Source organism: Carboxylicivirga taeanensis (assembly GCF_051851475.1).
GTDB lineage: Bacteria > Bacteroidota > Bacteroidia > Bacteroidales > Marinilabiliaceae > Carboxylicivirga > Carboxylicivirga taeanensis.
On the sequence record NZ_JBPUSJ010000002.1, the window covers coordinates 297,641 to 320,697 of the forward strand.

Here is a 23,057-nt window from a genome sequence, read left to right on the forward strand (position 1 = left end):
CTACAGCTAATCCTATTTTTTATTATAGAATAGAATGAAGTTAAAAAATTTAGTTTGCCTACTGCTTGTGGTGTTTATTTCTCAACAATATCTTGTTTCTCAAGTTTGTTTTATTAATTCTACAGATAATGTTTTCACCTTCTCAGGTCGTGTCGATCACACAGAGGAGGGAGCGGTGCGCTTCGACTGGCCGGGGGTATCTGTTAATTTTCAGTTTACTGGCGAAACCCTGGAGTTGTGCATCGATGGTGGAGCGCGCAACTATTACAATGTCTTTATAGATGGCGATTTGCACAAGGTGATTCATGCACCGGCTGATACTATAATACCAGTTGAAGGAATAAAAGGCAATGGTTGGCATTCGTGTCGCATTCAAAAACGGACCGAAGGTGAGATGGGAATGACTGTATTTAAGGGTGTCCGTTTGGCGGCAGATGCTCAAATTAGAGCACTTAATGACAGTCATCGTCGTAAAATCGAGTTTATCGGTAATTCAATAAGCTGTGGCTATGGTACCGAGGGGAAAGCGCCGGAAGAGGATTTCTTGCCAGAGACCGAGAATGTGGATAAGTCGTATGCTTTTATCTCTGCACGGGCATTTAATGCCGAGTGCTATGTTACTGCTCATTCGGGCCTTGGGGTGGTGCGTAATTACGGCGATAAAGAGCCGGTTTCAACGCAATTGGCAACACTGCCACAGCGCTATCACCAGGTCTTTGATATGGATACCTCTTTAGTCTGGGATTTTTCTCAGTGGCAACCCGATGTGGTGGTTATAAATTTGGGAACTAATGATTATTCAACAGATGTCAGTCCGCCAAAAGAAGTGTTTATTAATAGGTACCTTGAGTTTATAAGGCAGATACGGTCGTACTATGGTGATGTGCCGGTTTTTTGTGTCAATGGTCCGATGCGTGATGAACCGGCCTACTCCAATGTTAAAGAAGTGGTGGAACGGGCTCGTAATCAATACCAGGATAAAAACACTTATTTTATAGGTATTCCTAACTATTTGCTCAACACAACTTCCGATTTGGGATCGGATTATCATCCCTCTTACCGGGGGCAATTGAAAATGGCCCGCCATATTTTGCCTGTCATTGCCAATGTTATGAATTGGGAGTATGACGATAGTGAGTTTGAGACACTAATGTATTAATCTGAGTTCGATGTGAAATTTAGAACTCAGGTTGTTTTGAGTTCTTTTTATCGTTCTGTTTGTTGGTGCCTTTTGAAGTAGTGTTTTGAATCTCCCCATTCTCCATAACCAATTTCACGCCCGGCCATCTCAACCCGTATGCTTAAGCAGTTGCTGCAATCTTCGGCTCCCTCATCGGTGCAGGGTTTGTTTTCATACAAGGTGTAATCTTTACGGTGAATGGTTGGGGTGATGTTGGGCATAATAACATTGGCACCGTATTTTAAGGCTTTTTCTCGTCCCATTGGGTCGATAGCCTGTAGAGCCGTAGCTGCTGCAATATTAATATCGGGCATCAGTAATCGCAAGGCAGCTATCATGTTTAGTGCCACCTCAAACCGTCGCTGGAGTGGCCATAGTGTCTTTCTGTGTTGATACAGTGGTGTTTCTGTGTGTTCAATAAACGGGCCCATGCCTACCATGTCTATCTCCATGCCTTTGAAAAACAGCAGGTCGTCGGCCAAATGGTTGTATGTCTGAAATGGCAGGCCAATCATAACGCCTGTTCCGGTTTGGTAGCCTATTTTCTGAAGAATTTTCAAACAGTTGATACGGCTTTCAAAATTGTGTTTGTCGTCGTTGGGGTGAATTTTATAGTATAATTCCTTGTTCGAACTTTCGATTCGTAAGAGGTAACGATGGGCACCAGCACTGAACCATTCCCGGTAGACATCTTCACTTTGTTCGCCAAGTGATAGGGTAATGCCAAGTTCTCCCTGGGTTACTGATTTTACTTCCTTTAAAAGCTTGGTAATCCTCTCGGTGAAAGTATTATCGCTTCTTTCTCCTGATTGAAGTACTATCGATCCATATTGGTTTTTGTGAGCAAAAATAGCTGCCTCAATAATGGCCTTGTCATCAATATCGTAACGTTGAGAGTGACTATTGCTTTTTCTAATTCCACAATAATAACAGTCTTTGGTGCAATAGTTTGAGAATTCAACAAGCCCTCTGAAAAACACTTTTTTTCCTAAGGTCTTTGGATATTTACTGCCTACAGACTTTAGAAAGTAGTCACGTTCTGCCCCGGAAAGGCTAATTAGAAAGCTCAAGTCTTCCTTTGTAAGCGACTGTTTATTAATGATATTGAGTATTTTGCTATTCACACTTTGTTCCTTTTTAGACTGTGTAAAAATAAGAAAAAAACAGTAGCTTATCGTTTGAAAGTTGAATCATTCGTGTATTTTTGCCATAGTAACAATTTGTTATTAAAAGGTCTTTAATGTGTTGTGTATGGCGATATAGATGCTTTATATATAGGTCTTTTAGGGGCTTATGATTTTCATCATATTTCAACATGACTTTGCATGAAGACCGATTTTAGCTGAATAGACAAAATCGAATTCAAATGATAAATGAACAACTGCTTAACCCCAAAAGTATTGTAGTAGTAGGAGCTTCTGAAGATGTGATGAAGCCGGGAGGTAAAATACTGAAAAACATCGTAGATGGTAATTATAATGGCGATTTGTATGTTACCAATCTTAAGAGTGATGTGGTGCAGGGTATTAAATCCTATCGCGATGTGGCCGATTTGCCCGATAGTATTGACTTAGCGGTGCTGGCTATTGCAGCCAAATTTTGTCCCCACACCGTTGAGGTACTGGCCAAACAAAAAAATACTAAAGCGTTTATTATTATTTCCGCTGGTTTTAGTGAAGAGAACGAAGAAGGGGCTCAGTTGGAGCAACAAATTGTTAAAACCATTAACGAAGTGGGTGGTTGTTTGATTGGACCTAATTGTGTGGGAGTGTTGACAACAAACCACAGTAGTGTCTTTACCACTCCAATACCCGCCTTGGAGCCTCATGGAGCTGATTTTATTTCGGGTTCGGGAGCGACAGCTGTTTTTATTATTGAGGCCGGAATGGCTAAAGGACTTAAATTTAATAGTGTTTATTCGGTAGGTAATAGTGCTCAAACAGGGGTTGAAGAGGTGTTAGAATATCTCGATTATAGTTACGAGCCGGAAAAGAGTTCAAAGATTAAACTGTTGTATCTCGAGAGTGTAAATAATCCTCAAAAGCTACTTAAGCATGCGTCTTCGTTGATTAAGAAGGGTTGTAAAATTGCGGCGGTCAAGGCGGGTAACTCCGAAGCAGGTAGTCGTGCTGCTTCCAGTCATACCGGAGCGTTGGCCAGTAGTGATTTGGCAGTGGATGCTTTGTTTAAGAAGGCAGGGATAGTCCGTTGTTATGGCCGCGAGGAGTTAGCCAATGTAGCGGCTGTGTTTATGATTGAGGAACTTCGAGGAAAAAATATTGCTGTTATAACCCACGCTGGAGGACCAGCAGTGATGTTGACCGATGCCTTGTCGAATGGAGGCCTCGAGGTGCCTGCCATTAGCGGCCCAAAGGCGGATGCTTTGCTTGAAAAGCTCTTTCCTGGTTCAAGTGTAGCTAACCCGATTGATTTTTTAGCAACAGGAACAGCCCAGCAATTAGGGGATATTATTGAGGCTTGCGAAAATGATTTCGATCACATTGATGCGATGGCGGTAGTGTTCGGAAGTCCTGGTTTGTTTAAGAACGAGGAAGTCTACAAGGTACTGCATCAAAAAATTAGAGCTTGTAAGAAGCCTATTTACCCAATTTTACCATCCGTAGTAAACGTCAAGGACGATATTGAGATGTTCATCAATATGGGCAATGTTAATTTCCCCGATGAGGTATTGTTTGGTAATGCATTAACGAAGGTGTTTAATACGCCAAAGCCGGTAATGGTTAATGGAGATGATGCGTCCATTGATGTGGCTGCTGTCAGACGAATTGTTGAAGCACAACCCAATGGGTATTTAACACCGGAGGCGGTTCAGGACTTGCTGGATGTGGCTGGTGTGCCAAGGGTGAAAGAGTTTGTGAGCAGTAAGGTTGAAGAATTGCAGAAAGCTGTTGATGAAGTGGGATTCCCGGTTGTGATGAAGGTGGTTGGTCCTGTGCATAAGTCAGATGTAGGTGGTGTGGTGCTCAATATCAGTTCAGGCGAGCAGTTGGTGGCTGAGTTTGAACGCATGATGAAAATTGAGGACGCCACTGCTGTAATGGTGCAGCCAATGGCAAGTGGGAAAGAGTTGTTTATTGGCGCCACTTATGAGCCTGGTTTTGGTCACATGGTGCTTTGTGGCATGGGTGGTATTTTTATCGAAGTGCTTAAGGATGTGTCAACAGGATTAGCCCCTGTTAATCAGGATGAGGCTTTGGAAATGATACGTAGTTTGAAGAGTTATAAAATTATACAGGGCGTGCGCGGGCAAAAAGGCATAGACGAAAACAAATATGCTGAAGTCATTGTTCGTTTATCTAATATGTTGATGCATGCACCTGAAATAAAAGAAATGGATATAAATCCGTTATTGGGCGAAGGCGAAAAGGTTATTGCTGTGGATGCCCGGATACGGATTGAAAAGTAACTGTTTGTGTATTGATAATGATGAAAAAGTCGGTGCTTCAATGGAAGGCCGGCTTTTTTGTGGTTAATAACCTAATTAGAGAAATAATTCTATAATTAAAGGTATTTTATTGGCTTTGTCTAGTTTTTAGTCAGGATGAAGTCGTGATTTAAAGAAAAAATACCTTAAACTTGATTTAAATCATTATTGGCGATGCATCAATAATGATAAAACCTTATATTTTTGTAAAGGCTTATAAATTGATACGTATATATGTGGTTGGTTGTTAGAAGGTAGGTGTTGGTTTGGTCTTGTGAAGTCGGATAGTAGCTTAAGAAATGAAGGGGTGATGGCACGTGAATTAATCTAAACATGATGAACAGGAAGTTAACATACGATTTGGTCTTTTTTACTTTTGTTATAGGGCTGTTTGCTCCATTTTTTTTGAGTGCTGCCGTTTTTAACTGGTACGAGGGGTTTAATCACAATCATCCGATGGTAATGAGTTTTATAAAGTTCGCGGTATTAGCAACTTTAGGTGAAGTAATTGGGCTGAGGATAAAAACTGGACGCTACCGAGCCGATGGATTTGGTACCCTGCCTCGAGCAGTAATCTGGGGTTTGCTGGGACTCACTATTCAACTTTCTTTTGTAGTGTTTGCATCGGGTGTGCCTGTTTTTCTGGAAAAAATGGGGCTAAGTGGTGCATTAAAAATAATGAATCAGCCCTTTTCTGGTGAAAAGTTACTGGTGGCCTTTAGTATCAGTACAGCCATGAATTTGATTTATGCCCCCATAATGATGACTTTGCACCGTATAACCGATACGCACATTGTTTTAAATGAGGGGAAATTTAGTTGTTTGTTAAAGCCAATAGCTTTTGGGAAAATATTAAAAGAACTGGATTGGGGGGTGCAATGGAATTTTGTGTTTAAAAAGACCATCCCGTTTTTCTGGATTCCGGCACATACAATTACATTTTTAATGCCTCCGGAATATCGGGTATTGTTTGCCGCCCTATTGGGAATTGTGCTGGGAGTGTTACTGGCAATCGCAGGAAATAAAAAGCCTGCAGGGCGCTGATTAATTGCATATCTCGGCTAAAAAAAGCATATTTGAAATAATAGAAACCTCTGTAAAATCAATAACTATGTCTAAAATTGGTATATTTTATGGTCCTGAATTGGGTAGCGTTGAGAAAGTTGCTCGCGTTATCGAGCAAAAGTTAGGTGCCGATAAAGTAGAGTTGATAGCTGTTAAGAACGCTGATGAATCAACACTTAATAAATTTGATAAGGCCATCTTTGGAGTGTCAACAATTGGTAAAATCAACTGGAATTCAGAACATAAAGATACCGATTGGGATGAGTTTACTACACATTTTGGTAAAGTGAACTGGAATGGCAAAAAGATTGCGATGTATGGGTTGGGCGACCATATTCAGTACCCTCAACATTTTGTTGATGCGTTGGGCTGGATGTATGAGCGCCTGGAAGGTACAGGGGCCGAAGTTGTAGGCTTTTGTGCAACCGAAGGCTATACTTATGAAGAGTCGGAAGGTATAAAAGACGGGCAGTTCCTCGGTTTACCGATAGATGAAGATAATGAGGCTGATAAGACAGAAGTCCGCGCAGAAAACTGGATTAACCGACTCGTAAATGAGTTTGGTTTTTAAATGATATTTAATTGGGTGGTGCACTGTGCCACCCTTTTTGTTTTCAGTCAACAAGAGTATGAGCTCTAAAAAATCAAATTAAATGCAATCACACATAAACACCCCAATTGATGCCAAAATTGTTGATAAAGTTTTGGCTAAATACCAGGTTGGCGATCTTAACAATGCGACCATCCGCGAGATTGTTTCAATTGTTAATGATATTGAAGAGGAGAGCGGTGATCAATTTATCCGCATGGAAATGGGGGTTCCAGGCCTGAATCCCTCAGAAATTGCGACTAACGCTGAAATTGCAGCATTGCAAAGAGGCGTGGCGTCCAAATATCCGATGCTGGAGGGGATTAAGCCGCTAAAGGAGGAGGCCAGTCGGTTTGTTAAGGCGTTTCTAAACCTGGATATACCGGCAGAGTGCTGCGTGCCAACGGTGGGATCTATGCAAGGTTCTTATGCCAACTTTTTGGTTTGTGGGCAAATTTATAAAGAGAGAGATACGCTTTTGTTTATTGATCCAGGCTTTCCGGTGCAAAAGCAGCAGTTGGATGTTCTTGGCTATCAATACGAATCGTTCGATGTGTATGATTACAGGGGCGAGGCTTTGCGCGAAAAACTGGAATCTTATTTCAAAACCGGAAAAATTTCGGCAGTTATTTACTCGAATCCTAATAATCCAACATGGGTGTGTTTCACCGAATCGGAACTGCAGATTATAGGTGAGTTAGCTACAAAATATGATGTGGTGGTGATTGAAGATCTAGCCTATTTTGGTATGGATTTCCGTAAGGATTTATCGCGACCATTCGAGCCGCCTTACCAGGTGAGTGTTGGAAATTACACCGATAATTATGTGTTATTAATTTCCAGTTCGAAAGCATTTAGTTATGCCGGCCAGCGTATTAGTATGACCTGTATGTCGAAATACCTTTATAACCGGCGTTACGACAATTTGGAACAACGCTTTGGTGTTGATAAATATGGGCAGGTTTTGGTAACACGCGTGTTGTATGCGCTATCTTCCGGTACGTGTCATTCGGCCCAGTATGCGTTAGCCGCCATGTTGAAAGCTGCTAACGATGGTGACTTCAATTTTCTTGAAGAAGTGAAGGATTACCGGGATAGGGGCCACGTGATGAAGGAACTATTTTTGGCAAATGGTTTCAATTTGACATATGATAAGGATATTGATCAGCCATTGGCTGATGGATTTTACTTTACGGTTTCCTATAAAGACTGGAGCGGAGGAAAACTCCTCGAAAAATTATTGTACTACGGTATTAGTGCAATAACCCTCGGAAAGACTGGTAGTAAGCAGGAAAGCCTGCGGGCTTGTGTTTCCCAAACAGGTAAGGAACGCTTTGATGACCTAAGGAAAAGATTGGAAGCCTTTAGAGCAGATAATCCCTGAAATGGTTGAGTTGTTATAAATCGTAAGCTTGTTTATATCCTTTATAAACAAGCTAATAATGACACTCATCATGTTGATATTTGGCACTTAAGTTTAAATTTGTAACATCTATTAAAGACTCTATAATATGGCAAAAGCAAAAGGTGCAATTGTGGTGGATATAGCAAGGTGCAAAGGCTGCGGCGTTTGTACAACAGCTTGCCCTACAAAGGTAATTGAATTAGCTGCCGAGGTTAACGGCAAAGGGTATCATTATGCCTATATGGCAAATCCTGATGCCTGTATCGGTTGTTCTAATTGCGGGATTGTTTGTCCCGACACTTGTATTACTGTTTATCGCGCTAAGGCAGGAGCTACTGCTTAATGTAAAACTCATAAAGGAAATTAGTCACACATGAGAGAATTAAAACTAATGAAAGGAAATGAGGCAATTGCTGAAGCAGCTATCCGTGCTGGTGTGGATGGTTACTTTGGTTACCCTATTACTCCGCAATCCGAAGTAATGGAAACCCTCATGTCCGAAAAGCCTTGGGAAACAACCGGGATGGTTGTGTTGCAGGCAGAGAGCGAAATCGCATCTATTAACATGGTTTATGGCGGAGCCGGTTGCGGTAAGCGCGTAATGACTTCTTCTTCGAGTCCTGGCGTGAGTTTAATGCAAGAGGGATTGACCTATCTTGCGGGAGCTGAACTCCCCTGTGTTGTTGTAAACGTTGTTAGGGGAGGACCTGGTTTAGGTACCATCCAGCCTGCTCAGTCCGATTACTTCCAAACAGTTAAAGGAGGAGGACATGGCGATTATAAATTAATCACCTTAGCGCCGGCCTCAGTTCAGGAAATGGCTGACTTTGTTGAAACAGCTTTTGACCTGGCTTTTAAATATCGTAACCCGGTTATGATTTTATCTGATGGTGTAATTGGTCAGATGATGGAGAAAGTGGAATTGAAGGAATTCAAACCACGTTGGACTCAAGAATACATTGAGCAAAACCATACCTGGGCTACTACCGGAAAGAAAAAAGACCGTGCTAAAAATATTATCACTTCAGTTCAGTTAGAGGCTTCAGTACAGGAAGCTTTCAACCACAAGTTGCAGAACAAGTATCAGCAGGTTGAGGCGAACGAAGTATTGTTTGAAGAAGTGATGTGTGATGATGCCGAATACTTGATCGTAGCTTACGGTTCAAGTGCACGTATCTGCCAGAAATCTGTAGAGATAGCTCGCGAAAAAGGCATTAAAGTGGGTATGTTACGTCCTATCACGCTGTATCCGTTCCCAGTCGAACAGCTTAAGGAAAGAGCGAAACAGGTAAAAGGAATTTTATCAGTTGAAATGAGCGCCGGACAGATGGTTGAGGATGTGAAACTGGCAGTGGAATGTAAAGTTCCGGTTGAGCATTATGGTCGTTTTGGTGGTGCGGTGCACTCGCCAGGTGAAGTGGTTGAGGCACTCGAGCAAAAACTAATTGGAGGATAAGTAATGTCAGATATTAATACAATTATAAAGCCTGAAAACATCATCTATAAAAAGACGGATGTTCTTTCAGAGAATGAAATGCACTACTGTCCAGGCTGTAGCCACGGAACAGTGCATAAGCTGATTGCTGAAGTAATCGAAGAAATGGGAATACAGGAAACCACAATTGGTATTGCACCTGTAGGGTGTTCTGTACTCGCTTATAACTACTTGGAAATTGACTGGCAGGAAGCAGCCCACGGACGCGCTCCGGCGTTGGCTACAGCTGTCAAGCGTCTGATGCCCGAAAAGATGGTTTTCTCTTATCAGGGAGATGGTGATTTGGCGGCTATCGGTACGGCCGAAACCATTCACGCATGTAACCGAGGTGAGAATATTGTAATGGTATTCATCAATAACGGTATTTACGGGATGACAGGCGGCCAAATGGCACCAACAACTTTGCCAGGTATGCCAGCTTCTACTTGTCCCGCAGGTCGCGACGTAAGCCACGATGGTGCACCAATCAAAATTTCTGAGATTTTGGCTCAATTGCCGGGTACTTGCTATGTAACGCGTCAGTCGGTACATACGGCTGCCAATGTTCGCAAAACAAAAAAGGCTCTGAAGAAAGCTTTCGAAAATCAGGTTGCTAATAAAGGAACGTCATTGGTGGAAGTTGTTTCAACCTGTAGCTCAGGCTGGAAAATGACACCTGTTAAAGCCAATGAGTGGATGGAAGAAAACATGTTCCCATACTACCCGCTTGGCGATATTAAAGACGAGTAGTTCGGTTTAATCTCTTAAAATTTGAAGAAATGAAAGAAGAAATAGTAATAGCCGGATTTGGTGGACAAGGAGTACTTTCAATGGGTAAGATATTAGCTTACTCAGGCGTAATGCAGGATATGGAAGTATCTTGGATGCCAGCTTACGGCCCGGAGATGCGCGGTGGAACGGCTAACGTAACAGTGATACTTAGCGACGAACGCATCAGCTCTCCGATCTTACACGAATATGATACTGCAATTATTCTTAATCAGCAGTCGATGGATAAGTTTGAGCAAGCTGTTAAAGCCGGTGGTACGCTAATATATGATGGGAATGGTATTACCCGCCATCCGGAGCGTACTGACATTAACATTTTCCGTGTTGATGCAACTGAAGAAGCAGCACGTATGCATGCTGTCAAAACATTCAACATGATTGTATTAGGTGGTTACCTGAAGGTGAAGCCGGTTGTGAAAATGGAGAATGTGATTAAAGGCCTGAAAAAGTCGTTGCCAGAACGTCACCACCACCTTATTCCAATGAATGAGAAGGCCATTGTGCGTGGTGGAGAAATAATTAATGAAGTTTCGTTGGTGGAATAACCCAACTTGTTCATAAAGTAAAAAGAGCACATCAAAACTGGTGTGCTCTTTTTGTATTATCTGCAAAAGGTTGTGGTTTTAGTCGAGTTCAAAACAAACAAAACCTCGTGCCCGCCATATTTCCATTACATTTTGCCAAGGCATGCAATAGGTATCGAACATTGGGTTATCTGACCTGAGTTCGAGCAGCTTGTCTTCGGTTTGGTGCAGCCGCTTAAAAACAACACCTTCGTCGCGTGTAATAACGATGTGTGGATCGCCCCATTTGAGTTGTTCCCAGTTTTGAGTGTATTCGCAAATGATGTAGGAACCATGTTTGATGGGAAGCATGCTGTCGCCTTCAATTTGAAACACCCGATAGGTTTGGTGTTGCGATAACTCTGCAAAAGGAAGCGAAAAGCGGGGTAAGTCAGCAATAAACTCTGCATCGGCATAGCCGGCTGTATAGCCAGCCGCTGCTTTAACAGGAACCAGCGATACGTGCTCGGCATCACTTTGCTCATCCACAACAATGGGGAGGATTCTGATTTTCTCACCTCTCAGGTGCTCTGGAGTTTCCTTGTCTGCTTTTTGCAGATCAATGTACAGCAGTTCGTCAATCGTTCTTTTATAGACCTCAATTAATTTTTCGAGACTCGATAGTTTAGGCTGCGACTGTCCTTTTTCCCACTTGCGGTAGGTGGAGATAGTAATTTGTAATTGACCAGCCGCCTGACGTTGCGACCAGTTTTTAAGCTGTCGTAAATAAATTATGTTGCTTGATAAATGGTGCATGTGTGGATAACGTGTTTTAAAATCCGGCGCAAAAGTAATATTGTTTATTGAAGATACTGTATGTGATAAGAAGAGAATACAGCAAAAGAATAACTTTGGTGATGTACCTCTTACCTTAATATTAGCCGAAGTATTGTATATTTAATCATAGAAAAGCGCAGTGTGTGTTTATCCCCTCGCTTTTATAGCTAACCTTACTGAATGACTGAATAAATGGTGCATTTTATTGAGATTATTATTTTTGGGGCCCTGGTTCTCTTAAGCTTTTTGCTTATCGCAAACCCATTTAAAACAAATGCAGTTGCCAACCGATGGCTTGGCGTATTTACTTTTCTGTGGTCCTTATACTGGTTAGAAGAAATCATCTTCTTAGCAACCAACAAGGCGATTTCAATTACTTCAATTCCTGTGGTGGGATTTGTTCAGTTTCTGCTTCCTATTACATTTTACTTATGTGTTAAATATTTCACTAATCCCAACTATCGGCTTCGCAGGAGGAGTCTCCTAATTTTAGTGGTGCCCATCGTTTACCTGTTTATTTTGATTTGGCAGCAGAGAACTGGCATCAATCTTCAAGTATTACTCATTGCTTTTTTGTTGTTGCACTCACTGTTTTATGTGACCCTCTCATACGTTTGCATTTTTAAGCACCAGAAGCAAATACAGCGCTTTGCCTCCAATACTGTTGAGATAGATTTACGATGGCTCGAGTACATTATTATTGTGTTGTTTCTGGTGACTTTACTGTTTGCCGGTTTTAATATTCTGTTTTATGAGGCTCCTTTAAACCTTATTATGAATGGTATTACCTTGTGTACCGTTTTTTTTATTGCCTATTATGCGTTGAAGCAAAAAGAAATTTATCCTGTGGATGAGCAGGAGCGTTGCGAGGCACTCAATGTGGGAAGTGAAGATGAAACAGTGTTGCCAAAACGCAAGTTGCTGACTGATGAGAAGCTCGTTGAGCTCAAATCACAGCTCAATGAGTTAATGCAAGACGAGGAGCTTTATTTGGATACCGAATTAAATCTAATCAGCCTGTCGAAACACCTGCAGATTTCAACCAATCACTTGTCGTATGTGATTAATAATGGGTTTGATGAGAACTTCTACAGTTACATCAATAAGTTTCGTATTGAAAAAGCAAAATTGCTTTTGAATGATAAGCGCTTGGCCCATTTGTCAATAATTGGCATTGCATATGAATCCGGGTTTAGTTCAAAAACATCTTTTAATACCACGTTCAAGAAAATGACTGGCCTAACGCCATCAGAATACAAAAATAGATGTTCTGATCTATAGAAGTGCACTTGATGTTTTATTAATGCATTAACTATGAGTGTTCTAAAGAGGGTGTTCATCTCCTCATTCTCGAACATCTGAAGCCTGGTTGCCCTCTACTTTTGTCACGAAACCTAAAAGTAATCGTGATGAAAAATAAAACGAATTCTTCCTATGCAGTCATTACAGGTGCTAGCCAGGGACTAGGTAAAGCATTTGCTTTTGAGTTGGCTCGTTTAGGCCGAAATGTTGTATTGGTTAGCCTGCCTGGCCAGAGTCTGCAGAGTGTTGTCGCTGCAATAAAAGAAGCTTACAATGTTGAAGTCGCCTATTTTGAAACTGACTTTGCCTGCAATGACAACATTATGGAGTTATGTGAATGGCTCAATAGTAATTTCAGCATCGATATTTTAATTAATAATGCCGGTGTGGGTGGCACAACCCGCTTTACTGATGTGGATGTTAACTATATAGAAACCATCATACAGGTAAATGTAAAGGCAACGGCTATTCTTACCCATCAGCTGCTATCAAATTTAAAAAGGCAGCCTTGTTCCTACATCTTAAATGTGTCGAGTATTGCAGCCTTTACGCCGGTAGGTTATAAAACGGTTTATCCGGCTTCAAAAGTGTTTGTTCATTACTTTGCCCGCGGCTTAAGGGCCGAATTAAAAGATTCAAATATCAGTGTCAGTGTGATTCATCCGGGGGCGATGGCTACTAATCCTGAAATTGTTTCACGCATCGAAAAGCAGGGTTTTATCGGTAAGCTTACCTTGTTAAAGCCCGAGAAAGTGGCACAGTTCGCCATTTCTCGTTTGCTGAAGAAAGATTCTGTCATTGTACTGAGTCATCTTACCTGGGTGGTATCAAAACTAATGCCCGAATGGCTGACACTTTATCTGATGACCGGAATTGTGAAGCGTGAGATAAACAATCAACTTGTCTGATGTACAGCTTTAGTTTAAGCACAAATTATCGAAGCATGAAAACCATATTTGTAACTGGAATAAATGGTTTGCTGGGCACCAATCTGGTCAATTTACTATTAAAAAGTGGGTTTAAGGTAATTGGTCTGGTTCGCAGCATCGACTCCTATAAAGGAGAGCGGAGTGAGCACCTGAAAATTATGAGTGGTACTTTGTTTGATGATTATACAGCCATCCTGTCGAGAGTGGATTATGTGATTCATATTGCCGCTGTAACGGGACAGAATATTTTGTCGGAAGCTTATTATTGGAAGGTTAACAGTAATGCCACCAAGCATCTTTATCAGGCGGCCAGCAGCTGTCAGGTTAAGAAGTTTGTGTTTGTGAGTAGTGCAAATACCATTGGCTATGGTTCAAAGGAGAAACCGGGCAGTGAGGAGAGCTGGTTGAGGCAGCCCTTCAGTGATTCGATATATGCCCAAAGTAAGAAATCAGCCGAGAACCATGTTTTATCCGACAATGGAAGTATGGAAACGATTGTGGTTAATCCGACATTTATGCTTGGTGCTTTTGATACCAAGCCCAGCTCGGGCAAAATTGTATTGATGGCATGGAAAAAAAAGATGGTGTTTTATCCTCCCGGAGGTAAGAATTTTGTCCATGTTGAAGATGTGGCCAAAGGGATTTTATATGCCTTGCAAAAGGGACGAAATCGGAATAGATACCTTCTATCCAATGAAAACTTGTCTTATTACGAGTTTTTTCAAAAGCTGAATAGCGTGTGTCAGCAAAAGCCTGTTATGGTAAAAGTTCCAAAGGTGATTTTACTGGCGGTTGGTTATTTGGGCGATTTTATGCGACGTGCGAATGTGGCTACAAGTTTGAGCTCTGTTAATATGCGCATATTATGCATCAATAACTACTACGCCAACAATAAGTCGACAGAGGAGTTAGGGCTTAGTTATCAACCTATTGATGAGGCGATCGCCGATGCCGTGAGCTATTTCGAGCAAGGAATTTCTTCTTAAATATTTGACTGTCCATAGCGGGTAAGCTTAAAAAGATGATTGGGCGATTTTACCATTGTAAGAAACTGACGGCAGTTTAAAAAAACTAACGAGCTATTGTGATGAAAGATGATAAATTAAATAGAATGCTATTGATGCTGATGCTGTTGATTTGGGCTATTAATGCCAACTCACAGCTCAAAACAAAAGCAAATTATAAGGCCTTGTTGAGCAATGCCAGGTGCGATAATTGGCAGGCTATAAAACATGAAGAGGGCGTTGATATCAGGTATCGTTGGCTGACCTTCGGCGATACGCTTAAAACACGTGAACTTATGCTGAGCTTTTCCGTGAGGGCAAGCGTTCAGAATGTATTGCATTATTTGCGCTCTGAGTCTGCTTTGTCAAGTTGGAATTTAGGTGTGCGAGATTTAAATGTATGGACAGACTCTGATTCGACCTGGCTCACGCACATGATTTATGATATTCCCTACCCTCTGTCGCAACAGGATTTGGTTACTCAAAACACCATTGTTGAGAGCAGTGGAGATGTATTGATTGATGTTGATGCTGCACCTGCATTGGTGAGCAGGCTCCCTAATGTAAATCGGCAGCAGTTTTACTTTGGTCAGTGGAGGTTAAAGACACAGCCAAACGGAAAAACCGCTGTGACGTTTTCGCTTGTCTCCTTATCTAAATCCAGGATTCCACGGTTTATCCGCGATCCGATTATTCAAAATAAATTACTCGGCTCTTTTATAAAGCTGAAAGAGTTGTCTGCCAATCGGATGGAAATTGTTTCTGTCGGTCGAGTATTGTAACAACTGTCGCGCAGGAGTTGCTGAAACGGTTGAGCTTTCAAGAAGGTTTGAGTAGGTGGGTTGTGAACCTGTAACTGTGTGTCGATAAAAGCTACAGTCTCCTCAATCTGTTTTGGTTATCTGGCCAAAAAATCGGGTTTTAATGTTTAAAAGCATCCAATCCAACCGGGCTTTTCTTTTTTTAAGTATTCATGTTTAAACATTTTAGTGTTAGTTTTGTCACCGTGAATCATCAGTCTCAACATATCAACTGTAAATCGGTTAGCCGCTTTAAAAAGTGGAGCCGAAAAGGTTACGCCATTTTCGGATCACTTGGGCATGTCGTGCACATTGGCCGTCTGTCGGTTGATTTGGTGCAATGGATTGGCCAGGTTGTACTACATGTTGAAACAACGCTCCAACAGGCCTTAGAGCTTGAGCAGGATGATGATGATTTAAAAGAAATAAATGAAGAGGCATTGCTTACATTGGTTTTACAAACGAATGAAGAGGCATGTGCTGTAATGAATAACGAACATTATTAACAACCGTCAGCAGGGGTAATCCTTGTTGGCGGTTTTTTATTTTATGCATATGGTACAAGAGATTACCGAACGAATTCTACAAGGCGGGGCGCTGACCCATGAAGAAGCCTTGGCTTTGGTTCACCTGGAGAACAAAGACGAACTTTATAGGGCCGCCGATGTGCTGCGTCGCCACTTTAAGGGCGATTTTATGGAAATGTGCTCCATCATGAATGCCAAATCGGGCAAATGCACGCAAAACTGCAAATGGTGCTCACAATCCATGTTTCATAATACCAATGTGGAGGAGTATGAGCTGGTTGATTTAAAAGAAGCCGAGCAGCTGGCCGAGGAAAATGCAAGTAAAGGTGTTTATCGCTTCTCCTTGGTGACCAGTGGACGAGCAATTTCCAACAGCAACCTGGATAAGTTGTGCGGGGTGTACAAAAGCATTCAGCGTAAAACACCCATTCACCTGTGTGCTTCAATGGGCTTGTTAAACCGTTCGCAACTCGGTAAGCTGCGGGAAGCAGGTGTTGGGCATTACCATTGCAATATCGAAACGGCACCATCTTTTTTTAAAGAGGTGTGTACCTCGCATACCATGGAAGATAAAATTCGCACCATAAAGGCAGCCCGTGCAACTGGTATGGGCATTTGTTCAGGAGGTATCATTGGCATGGGCGAAACCATGGAGCAGCGCATCGAAATGGCCTTTACCCTGTCGGAGTTGGAGATTGAGTCCATCCCATTGAACGTGCTGATGCCGGTGGAAGGCACCCGGTTAGCTGCTGCAAAACCTTTGTCGGATGAGGAGGTCTTGACCACTTTTGCTCTCTTTAGGCTGATTAATCCTAAAGCTAACATTCGTTTGGCCGGCGGTCGCAACCTGATTAGTCATATTCAGGATAGGGCTTTAAAAGCCGGAGTGAGTGCTGCTTTGGTGGGTGATTACTTAACTACTGTTGGTACCAATATCAATCAGGATAAAGAGGCATTTAGCGGTGCCGGTTTTTCACTTGACCATGAATTATTGAAAGAAAAGACCTGTTGTAAAGCCTAATTGGAGTTTCAAATGGATATAAATCAACTGATTGACACTGACCGCGAGCATGTGTGGCATCCCTATACTTCCATAGTTAAGCCGCTGCCTGTTTATCCGGTTGAAAGAGCCGAAGCCTGTACTATTTATCTTAAGGATGGTCGTGCGTTAACGGATGGAATGTCGTCGTGGTGGGCGGCCATTCATGGCTATAATCATCCGGTTTTAAATGGGGCTGTTGAGAAGCAGTTAAAAAGTATGTCGCATGTAATGTTTGGTGGATTGACGCATGAGCCGGCCGTCGAGCTGGCTTCCCGCTTAATTACGCTTACTCCACCGGTTTTACAAAAGGTTTTCTTTAGCGATTCGGGGTCAGTAGCTGTTGAGGTGGCCATGAAGCTGGCACTGCAGTATTGGATAGCACGAGGACAGAGCGAGAAGTCGAAGTTTGCCACCATACGTTCCGGCTACCACGGCGATACCTGGATTGCCATGTCGGTTTGCGATCCGCACACGGGGATGCACCACATATTCAGTAAAGCTTTGCCGGTGCATTTTTTTGCCTGTCAACCGAAGTGCCCGTTTGGTTCATCTGCTATTCAGTCCGATTTAGAGGCGGTACATGCCATTTTGCAAAAACACCACGCTGAAATCGCCGCTTTCATTCTGGAACCAATTGTGCAGGGGGCAGGAGGTATGTGGTTTTATTCAGCTGACTACTTACGTGAGTTGAGGTCGCTGTGCAAGCGTTACAATGTATTGCTCATTGCCGATGAAATTGCTACCGGCTTCGGGCGTACCGGTAAGCTCTTTGCTTGCGAGCATGCTGGTGTAGCGCCCGATATTATGTGTCTGGGGAAGGCCATTACAGGTGGTTACATGAGCTTTGCCGCGACTTTAACCACCAATCAGGTGGCTGAAACCATCAGTAATGGTCAGCCGGGTGTGTTTATGCACGGGCCCACTTTTATGGGAAATCCTCTGGCCTGTGCGGTAGCCAATGCAAGCATTGATTTACTGCTGCAGTCAGGCTGGCAACAGAAAGTGCAGCACATAGAAGCGCAACTTCAAAAGGGCCTGAGTGCTTGCTCGCAATTACACAATGTGAAAGAGGTGCGTTGCTTAGGGGCGATTGGTGTAGTGGAGCTGCATCAGCCGGTTGATATGGCTGTTGTGCAAAAACGTTTTGTGGAATTGGGGGTTTGGGTCCGTCCCTTTGGGCGAAATGTTTACCTGATGCCACCTTTCATTATCCGTGATGATGAATTGGAAAAGCTATGTTCAGCAGTTTATAAAGTTGTTAAAGAGGAGGGGGAGAAATGACTTATGAAGAACAGCTGGCTGGGTTAGAGGCGACAGGGTTGCTGCGTGAGTTAAGGGCTGTGCAGCAGCTAGACGGTGCGTATTGTCGGTACAAAAATCGGCATTTGCTCAACCTTACATCCAACGACTATTTGGGCTTGGCCAATAATGAATGGCTCAGGCAGTTCTTTTATCATCAGCAGGAAGAAAGCGGGATGTTTCATTTCGGAGCTTCGTCCTCGCGCTTACTAACGGGTAACACAGCGCTCTATGATGAAGTGGAGGACCTGTTAAAAAATTACTACAAGACTGAGGCGGCTTTATTTTTCAACAGCGGCTATCATGCCAATATGGGTATTTTACCGGCTTTGGCCGACAAGCAGGACTTAATACTATCTGATAAACTGTGTCATGCCAGCCTGATTGATGGCATACGATTGTGTAATGCTGACCACGTGCGCTACCGACATCTCGATTATGTGCAGCTGGAAGCCATCTTAGCTAAGCGGCGACACCTTTATCAACGGGTTTTTATTGTCACCGAGTCGGTGTTTAGCATGGATGGCGATGTGGCCGATTTGAAACAGCTTGTGGCAATTAAAGAGCAGTACGATTGCACTTTGTATGTAGATGAAGCCCATGCGGTTGGAGTGTTGGGCGATAAGGGCTTGGGGGTGTGTGAGGTGCAGCAGGTAAGCCCTCGCATTGATATAATTGTGGGTACATTGGGTAAGGCTTATGCATCGCTTGGTGCTTTTGCTGTTGTAAGCAGTGCCATGAAGCGCCTGTTGGTTAATAAGTCGCGCACTTTAATCTATACCACCGCTTTGCCACCGGTTAATATGGCCTGGACGAAGTTCATCATCGAGCGGATGGCCGGTTTTAGTGATGAGCGACAACGTTTAAGCAGTCTTTCGGAGTTTATGTGTGAGGCTTTGCTCAACAAAGGGTATCCGGTGCAGCAAAGTCACATTATACCCGTTTTGTTGGGAGCCAATAGAGTGGCAGTGCAATTGGCCGAACACCTGCAAAAAGAGGGCTATTTGGTGTTTCCCATTCGTCCGCCAACGGTGCCGCTAAATACCGCAAGGTTGCGTATCTCATTAACATCAACGATGGAGAAGGGCGATTTAGAGCACTTCTTGCAGTATATCCCTAATAATCAATAATGATGAAATACAAATGGTTACATAAGAATGAATCGGAAAGGCTGATCCTGTTTTTTAACGGATGGAGTTGTGATGAGCACCCTTTTAAAGCCATTGGTGATGGTGGCAATGATGTGCTGATGGTCTATGATTATCGCGATTTAGCCTTGCCAAACCAGGTGATTGAAGCCATGGAGCACTACCAAAGTGTTTCAGTGGTCGCCTGGTCTTTTGGGGTCTGGGTGGCTCAGGTGGCGCTGGAGCCACTTAAAAATAACCTGGAGCGCACCATTGCGGTTAATGGTACAGGAGCGCCTGTTGATAAGGCTTTGGGTATTCCGCCGCCAATAGCAATGGGGACCTTATCGGGCCTGAATGACAGAAACCTGCAAAAGTTTCAGCGACGCATGTTTTGCACGCAGCAGCAATGGATGCAATTTAGAGGGAATCAGCCGATTCGCCCTATGGATGAGGTTAAGGATGAGCTGTTTCTTCTTTTGCAGCATGTTAAAGTACAGAAATTGACAGGTGATTTTTACGATACTGCTTTTATTGGTTCTTGTGATCTAATATTTCCTACGACCAATCAGCATAATTATTGGAAAGACAAGGCAACAGTCATTGAATTGGAACACGGACATTTTTGCTTTTATGAATTTGAAAACTGGGAGAAACTCATTCATTTAACTAAGTGATATGGTAGAGGAATTATTAGAACTGAAGCCTCAGATAGATAAAGTCTTGCTGAAGAAACGCTTTGAATCGGCTGCATCGACTTACTGTGCACATGCAAAAGTTCAGCAACACATGGCCGTTCGTTTGGTCGAAATGGCACAAATGTATTTACCAATCAAGCAAGAAAGATTGATGGAGTTTGGCTGTGGAACAGGCTTATTAACCCAGCAAATTATTAAGTATTTTTCAGTAGGTGATTATGTAATCAACGATTTGGTCGATCGCGTAAGTGGCCTGGTTCATACCATCCTCAAGAATAGAGTTGCAAAGCAGCAATTTATTGCCGGAGATGTTGAGTGCCTCGATTTGCCAGATGCATTGGATAGTATCTGGTCGGGTGCAACCATTCAGTGGATAAACCAATTGCAGCCATTTTTTTATAAACTATCTCAGCACCTGAAACCCGGAGCTTACTTGCTTGTGTCGTCATTCGGACCCAATAACTACAAGGAGATAAAAGCCACAACCGGCAATGGAATCGCTTATAAAACAAAGGAGCAGTTGATTTCTGCGGCAAGCAGTGGTTTTGAGCTGATGGCTTTTGAGGAGTGGCACGAGCAGTTGTGGTTCAGTACGCCATTGGAGGTGCTAAAACACATGCGTAGCACCGGAGTAAATGGTGTTTCTGCATGTTCCTGGACCAAGGGTAGAATGAGTACCTTCTGTAATTCCTACAGCCAATTGGCTCAATCTGATGGGTATCCGCTCACCTATCATCCTTATTTAATGGTATTCAAAAAGAACTAAATATGTCAACTTACTTTATAACAGCCATTGATACCGATGCCGGAAAAACAGTGGTGACCGGCTTGCTTGCTAAATTCATTAAAGAGCTTGGTCGAGATGTTATCACCATGAAGCTGTCGCAAACCGGGTGTGAAAAGTTGTCCGATGATATTGTAATGCATCGGCAGATAATGGGAATGGAGCTTAGCAACGATGATCAAAATGGCCTGACTTGTCCTTATTTATTCCAGTTTCCGGCCAGTCCGCATTTGGCTGCAGCAATGGAAAACAGGCGCATATCAGAAAAAGTATTGATAAAAGCCATTGATGCTATAGAAAAGAAACACGACCATGTACTGGTTGAAGGTCTGGGAGGGCTGATGGTGCCCATTAATGAAGAGTTGCTGGTAGTTGACTTTATTCAGATGTACAGTGTTCCAGTTATTTTAGTGACATCAGGTCGTCTGGGGTCAATCAATCATACCCTGTTAACTTTAGAAGCTTTAAAGGCGCGGAACATTCCTGTTTATGGTCTTATTTATAATCACTACCCAGTTACTGCACCTGAAATTACAGCCGATTCAGCATTGCTAATTAAGTCATATCTGCAACGTTATTATCCTGCGGCATTGTGGGGCGAAGTGCCGGTTCTCGATCATGATGCCTGTACCGGTAAAGCGCTAAAACTAAATGGTTGGTTTGAGTAAATTTGGCAGAGCACGGCTTTCTTTTTTGAATGGGGTATCGCCATCATAACTAATTGCTGCATCTCTGTTCTTTTTTTGTCCTGCTTTATGCTGTATATTTCTTTCTTTTTTGCTAACTTTTTGAAGCTAATGATTAAAACCTGACACTATGAAAGGGGGACACATCAACTTAATAGATCTCGATTTTGAGTATAAAATATGGAAGAATCGATTGGAGCTGTTTATTAATGAGATTGATATTCTTAAAGACAGGAATGAAGAAGTTAAAGATGAGGAGTTTATAGCTGAACTTAATACAGTGGAGTTAATGGTTCTCGACGAGCACAGTGAGCAGTTGAAAAAGCTGGTGAACCGAATTAAGGTGCAGGAGAATGAACTTCAATTCTACAATAAGGATTTTCCTATTACGCAATCGCATCAGTATTTTAAAGATCATGAAGTCTTGCGGGTGAAGGTGGCAGATATTTCCGAGGTGCATTTTTATAGGGTGGCCGACTTAATGAAGGCTCTTGGTATTTAGTGCTGTTCTCAGAAATGGCTTTGGAAAATAGATTGCAGCAAAGGAGGAAGCAGGTGCTTTATTTGGCCACGCACTATTTCTGTTTTGAAACATCTGTTGATGTGATAATTGTCAACTTTTCGCGCGGATGCATTTGATAGTTTTGTAACAAAAATATGCAGGTGCGCCTATTGATTTGTGCAATGTATGCTGCAGTAGACGATTGTCAAAATGAAGGAGAACAGAAAAGTACACGCTATATTTTTTAGTCCGGCCAGATCAACAAAGAAAGTAGTGGAGGCCGTTGCTTCAGGTATTTGTGGCGAAATTGTTATTCATGATATTACACAAGGCATTCAGAAAGCAATCACTATAGACTCAGGTGATGTGGCTGTTGTGGGTGTGCCTGCCTATTCGGGCAGAGTGCCCGCTTTAGCCCGGCAATATCTGGAGCAGATAAAGGGCAACGGGGCAAGAGCTGTGATGACTTGTGTTTATGGCAATAACGACTACCAGTTCACCCTGGATGAATTGGTGCAAATTTGCAGCGATGCCGGGTTTATTCCCATTAGTTCGGGCGCTTTTGTTGCGCGTCACTCTATTTTTCAGGAGGTGGCAAAAGGGCGTCCGGATAAAAATGATTTGGATAAGGCCCGGCAATTTGGAAAACAGAGTGTAAGGCATTCTCGCATAGGTGCTGATGGTAAACGCCGGCTGAGATGCCAACATCCAAATCATCCTGCTGGCGAAGTGCCGCTTGTGGCAAAGGTTAATTCCAACTGTAATTTTTGCGGTGCTTGTGCGCGTCTCTGCCCGGTAGGTGCCATTGATATACACAATCCGGCGAAAACCAATAAAAAGAAATGCATTGCCTGTGCCCGTTGTGTCGAGATGTGCTCCTATAATGCCCGCAAGTTTAGTGGCCTGATGTATTACATGGCGCGTAAGCGTTTTGAAGAGAAGAATAAGGAGCGCAAAGAGATAGAGGTATTTATTCCTTTATAGAACCTACCTCAGTATTGAAATGATGAAGTCGCATGGCACAAATAGCAAGCGCTCGAGTTATCAGTTCAACAATTTTCCTTTCCTTT

At 42.7% G+C, this 23,057-nt stretch carries 24 protein-coding genes; 22 read left to right on the plus strand and 2 right to left on the minus strand.

Going from position 1 to position 23,057, the window contains the following annotated elements:
• Window positions 1–34 precede the first annotated feature (34 nt).
• Window positions 35–1,159, plus strand: a complete 1,125-nt coding sequence (locus ACSX1H_RS04725; RefSeq protein WP_439182574.1) for an SGNH/GDSL hydrolase family protein — start codon at window positions 35–37, stop codon at window positions 1,157–1,159.
• A 47-nt stretch (window positions 1,160–1,206) separates the two neighbouring features.
• Here the strand turns inward: ACSX1H_RS04725 and hydE are convergent, their stop codons facing one another.
• Window positions 1,207–2,304 carry a [FeFe] hydrogenase H-cluster radical SAM maturase HydE gene (hydE, locus tag ACSX1H_RS04730; RefSeq protein WP_439182576.1) on the minus strand — a complete coding sequence of 366 codons (1,098 nt, stop codon included), beginning with the start codon at window positions 2,302–2,304 and terminating at the stop codon, window positions 1,207–1,209.
• A gap of 242 nt (window positions 2,305–2,546) precedes the next feature.
• On the opposite strand from hydE, the gene ACSX1H_RS04735 reads away from it, so the two are divergent.
• The 8 genes from ACSX1H_RS04735 to ACSX1H_RS04770 all read left to right on the plus strand — a co-directional run bounded on the left by ACSX1H_RS04735 (window position 2,547) and on the right by ACSX1H_RS04770 (window position 10,492).
• Entirely contained in the window at window positions 2,547–4,607 is a 2,061-nt protein-coding gene (locus ACSX1H_RS04735; RefSeq protein ID WP_439182577.1) for an acetate--CoA ligase family protein, read from the plus strand.
• 351 nt (window positions 4,608–4,958) lie between these two features.
• Window positions 4,959–5,669 carry a hypothetical protein gene (locus ACSX1H_RS04740; RefSeq protein WP_439182579.1) on the plus strand — a complete coding sequence of 237 codons (711 nt, stop codon included), beginning with the start codon at window positions 4,959–4,961 and terminating at the stop codon, window positions 5,667–5,669.
• A gap of 67 nt (window positions 5,670–5,736) precedes the next feature.
• Window positions 5,737–6,261 carry a flavodoxin gene (locus ACSX1H_RS04745; protein WP_439182580.1) on the plus strand — a complete coding sequence of 175 codons (525 nt, stop codon included), beginning with the start codon at window positions 5,737–5,739 and terminating at the stop codon, window positions 6,259–6,261.
• A gap of 82 nt (window positions 6,262–6,343) precedes the next feature.
• Window positions 6,344–7,663 carry an aminotransferase class I/II-fold pyridoxal phosphate-dependent enzyme gene (locus tag ACSX1H_RS04750; RefSeq protein ID WP_439182581.1) on the plus strand — a complete coding sequence of 440 codons (1,320 nt, stop codon included), beginning with the start codon at window positions 6,344–6,346 and terminating at the stop codon, window positions 7,661–7,663.
• Between the two features lie 127 nt (window positions 7,664–7,790).
• Window positions 7,791–8,027, plus strand: a complete 237-nt coding sequence (locus ACSX1H_RS04755; protein ID WP_439182582.1) for a 4Fe-4S dicluster domain-containing protein — start codon at window positions 7,791–7,793, stop codon at window positions 8,025–8,027.
• A gap of 30 nt (window positions 8,028–8,057) precedes the next feature.
• Entirely contained in the window at window positions 8,058–9,140 is a 1,083-nt protein-coding gene (locus ACSX1H_RS04760) for a 3-methyl-2-oxobutanoate dehydrogenase subunit VorB (protein WP_439182583.1), read from the plus strand.
• A gap of 3 nt (window positions 9,141–9,143) precedes the next feature.
• Entirely contained in the window at window positions 9,144–9,908 is a 765-nt protein-coding gene (locus ACSX1H_RS04765; protein ID WP_439182584.1) for a thiamine pyrophosphate-dependent enzyme, read from the plus strand.
• A 29-nt stretch (window positions 9,909–9,937) separates the two neighbouring features.
• Entirely contained in the window at window positions 9,938–10,492 is a 555-nt protein-coding gene (locus ACSX1H_RS04770; protein ID WP_439182585.1) for a 2-oxoacid:ferredoxin oxidoreductase subunit gamma family protein, read from the plus strand.
• A gap of 78 nt (window positions 10,493–10,570) precedes the next feature.
• Here the strand turns inward: ACSX1H_RS04770 and ACSX1H_RS04775 are convergent, their stop codons facing one another.
• Window positions 10,571–11,266, minus strand: a complete 696-nt coding sequence (locus ACSX1H_RS04775; protein ID WP_439182586.1) for an XRE family transcriptional regulator — start codon at window positions 11,264–11,266, stop codon at window positions 10,571–10,573.
• A 213-nt stretch (window positions 11,267–11,479) separates the two neighbouring features.
• On the opposite strand from ACSX1H_RS04775, the gene ACSX1H_RS04780 reads away from it, so the two are divergent.
• The 13 genes from ACSX1H_RS04780 to ACSX1H_RS04840 all read left to right on the plus strand — a co-directional run bounded on the left by ACSX1H_RS04780 (window position 11,480) and on the right by ACSX1H_RS04840 (window position 22,971).
• Window positions 11,480–12,568, plus strand: coding sequence for a helix-turn-helix domain-containing protein (locus tag ACSX1H_RS04780; RefSeq protein WP_439182587.1), 1,089 nt, complete (start codon window positions 11,480–11,482; stop codon window positions 12,566–12,568).
• A gap of 128 nt (window positions 12,569–12,696) precedes the next feature.
• On the plus strand, window positions 12,697–13,497 hold the full coding sequence (locus ACSX1H_RS04785) for an SDR family NAD(P)-dependent oxidoreductase (RefSeq protein WP_439182588.1): 801 nt from the start codon (window positions 12,697–12,699) through the stop codon (window positions 13,495–13,497).
• A gap of 35 nt (window positions 13,498–13,532) precedes the next feature.
• On the plus strand, window positions 13,533–14,504 hold the full coding sequence (locus tag ACSX1H_RS04790; RefSeq protein WP_439182590.1) for an NAD-dependent epimerase/dehydratase family protein: 972 nt from the start codon (window positions 13,533–13,535) through the stop codon (window positions 14,502–14,504).
• A 101-nt stretch (window positions 14,505–14,605) separates the two neighbouring features.
• Window positions 14,606–15,304 (plus strand): SRPBCC family protein, encoded by a 699-nt coding sequence (locus ACSX1H_RS04795; RefSeq protein ID WP_439182592.1) that lies wholly within the window; start codon window positions 14,606–14,608, stop codon window positions 15,302–15,304.
• A gap of 191 nt (window positions 15,305–15,495) precedes the next feature.
• On the plus strand, window positions 15,496–15,828 hold the full coding sequence (locus ACSX1H_RS04800; protein ID WP_439182594.1) for a hypothetical protein: 333 nt from the start codon (window positions 15,496–15,498) through the stop codon (window positions 15,826–15,828).
• A gap of 49 nt (window positions 15,829–15,877) precedes the next feature.
• Entirely contained in the window at window positions 15,878–16,870 is a 993-nt protein-coding gene (gene bioB, locus ACSX1H_RS04805) for a biotin synthase BioB (protein ID WP_439182596.1), read from the plus strand.
• A gap of 12 nt (window positions 16,871–16,882) precedes the next feature.
• A complete protein-coding gene (gene bioA / locus ACSX1H_RS04810) occupies window positions 16,883–18,172 on the plus strand; it encodes an adenosylmethionine--8-amino-7-oxononanoate transaminase (RefSeq protein ID WP_439182597.1) in 1,290 nt (429 codons plus the stop codon).
• Entirely contained in the window at window positions 18,169–19,320 is a 1,152-nt protein-coding gene (locus ACSX1H_RS04815) for an aminotransferase class I/II-fold pyridoxal phosphate-dependent enzyme (RefSeq protein ID WP_439182599.1), read from the plus strand. The genes bioA and ACSX1H_RS04815 overlap by 4 nt, the downstream gene beginning before the upstream one ends.
• Window positions 19,320–19,994 carry a DUF452 family protein gene (locus tag ACSX1H_RS04820; protein WP_439182601.1) on the plus strand — a complete coding sequence of 225 codons (675 nt, stop codon included), beginning with the start codon at window positions 19,320–19,322 and terminating at the stop codon, window positions 19,992–19,994. The genes ACSX1H_RS04815 and ACSX1H_RS04820 overlap by 1 nt, the downstream gene beginning before the upstream one ends.
• 1 nt (window position 19,995) lies before the next feature.
• Window positions 19,996–20,781 carry a malonyl-ACP O-methyltransferase BioC gene (gene bioC / locus ACSX1H_RS04825; protein WP_439182602.1) on the plus strand — a complete coding sequence of 262 codons (786 nt, stop codon included), beginning with the start codon at window positions 19,996–19,998 and terminating at the stop codon, window positions 20,779–20,781.
• Between the two features lie 2 nt (window positions 20,782–20,783).
• Window positions 20,784–21,467 (plus strand): dethiobiotin synthase, encoded by a 684-nt coding sequence (gene bioD / locus ACSX1H_RS04830; protein WP_439182603.1) that lies wholly within the window; start codon window positions 20,784–20,786, stop codon window positions 21,465–21,467.
• Window positions 21,468–21,615: 148 nt separating this feature from the next.
• Window positions 21,616–21,987 (plus strand): hypothetical protein, encoded by a 372-nt coding sequence (locus ACSX1H_RS04835; protein ID WP_439182605.1) that lies wholly within the window; start codon window positions 21,616–21,618, stop codon window positions 21,985–21,987.
• A 210-nt stretch (window positions 21,988–22,197) separates the two neighbouring features.
• Entirely contained in the window at window positions 22,198–22,971 is a 774-nt protein-coding gene (locus tag ACSX1H_RS04840; RefSeq protein WP_439182606.1) for a 4Fe-4S binding protein, read from the plus strand.
• The last annotated feature ends 86 nt before the right edge of the window (window positions 22,972–23,057 follow it).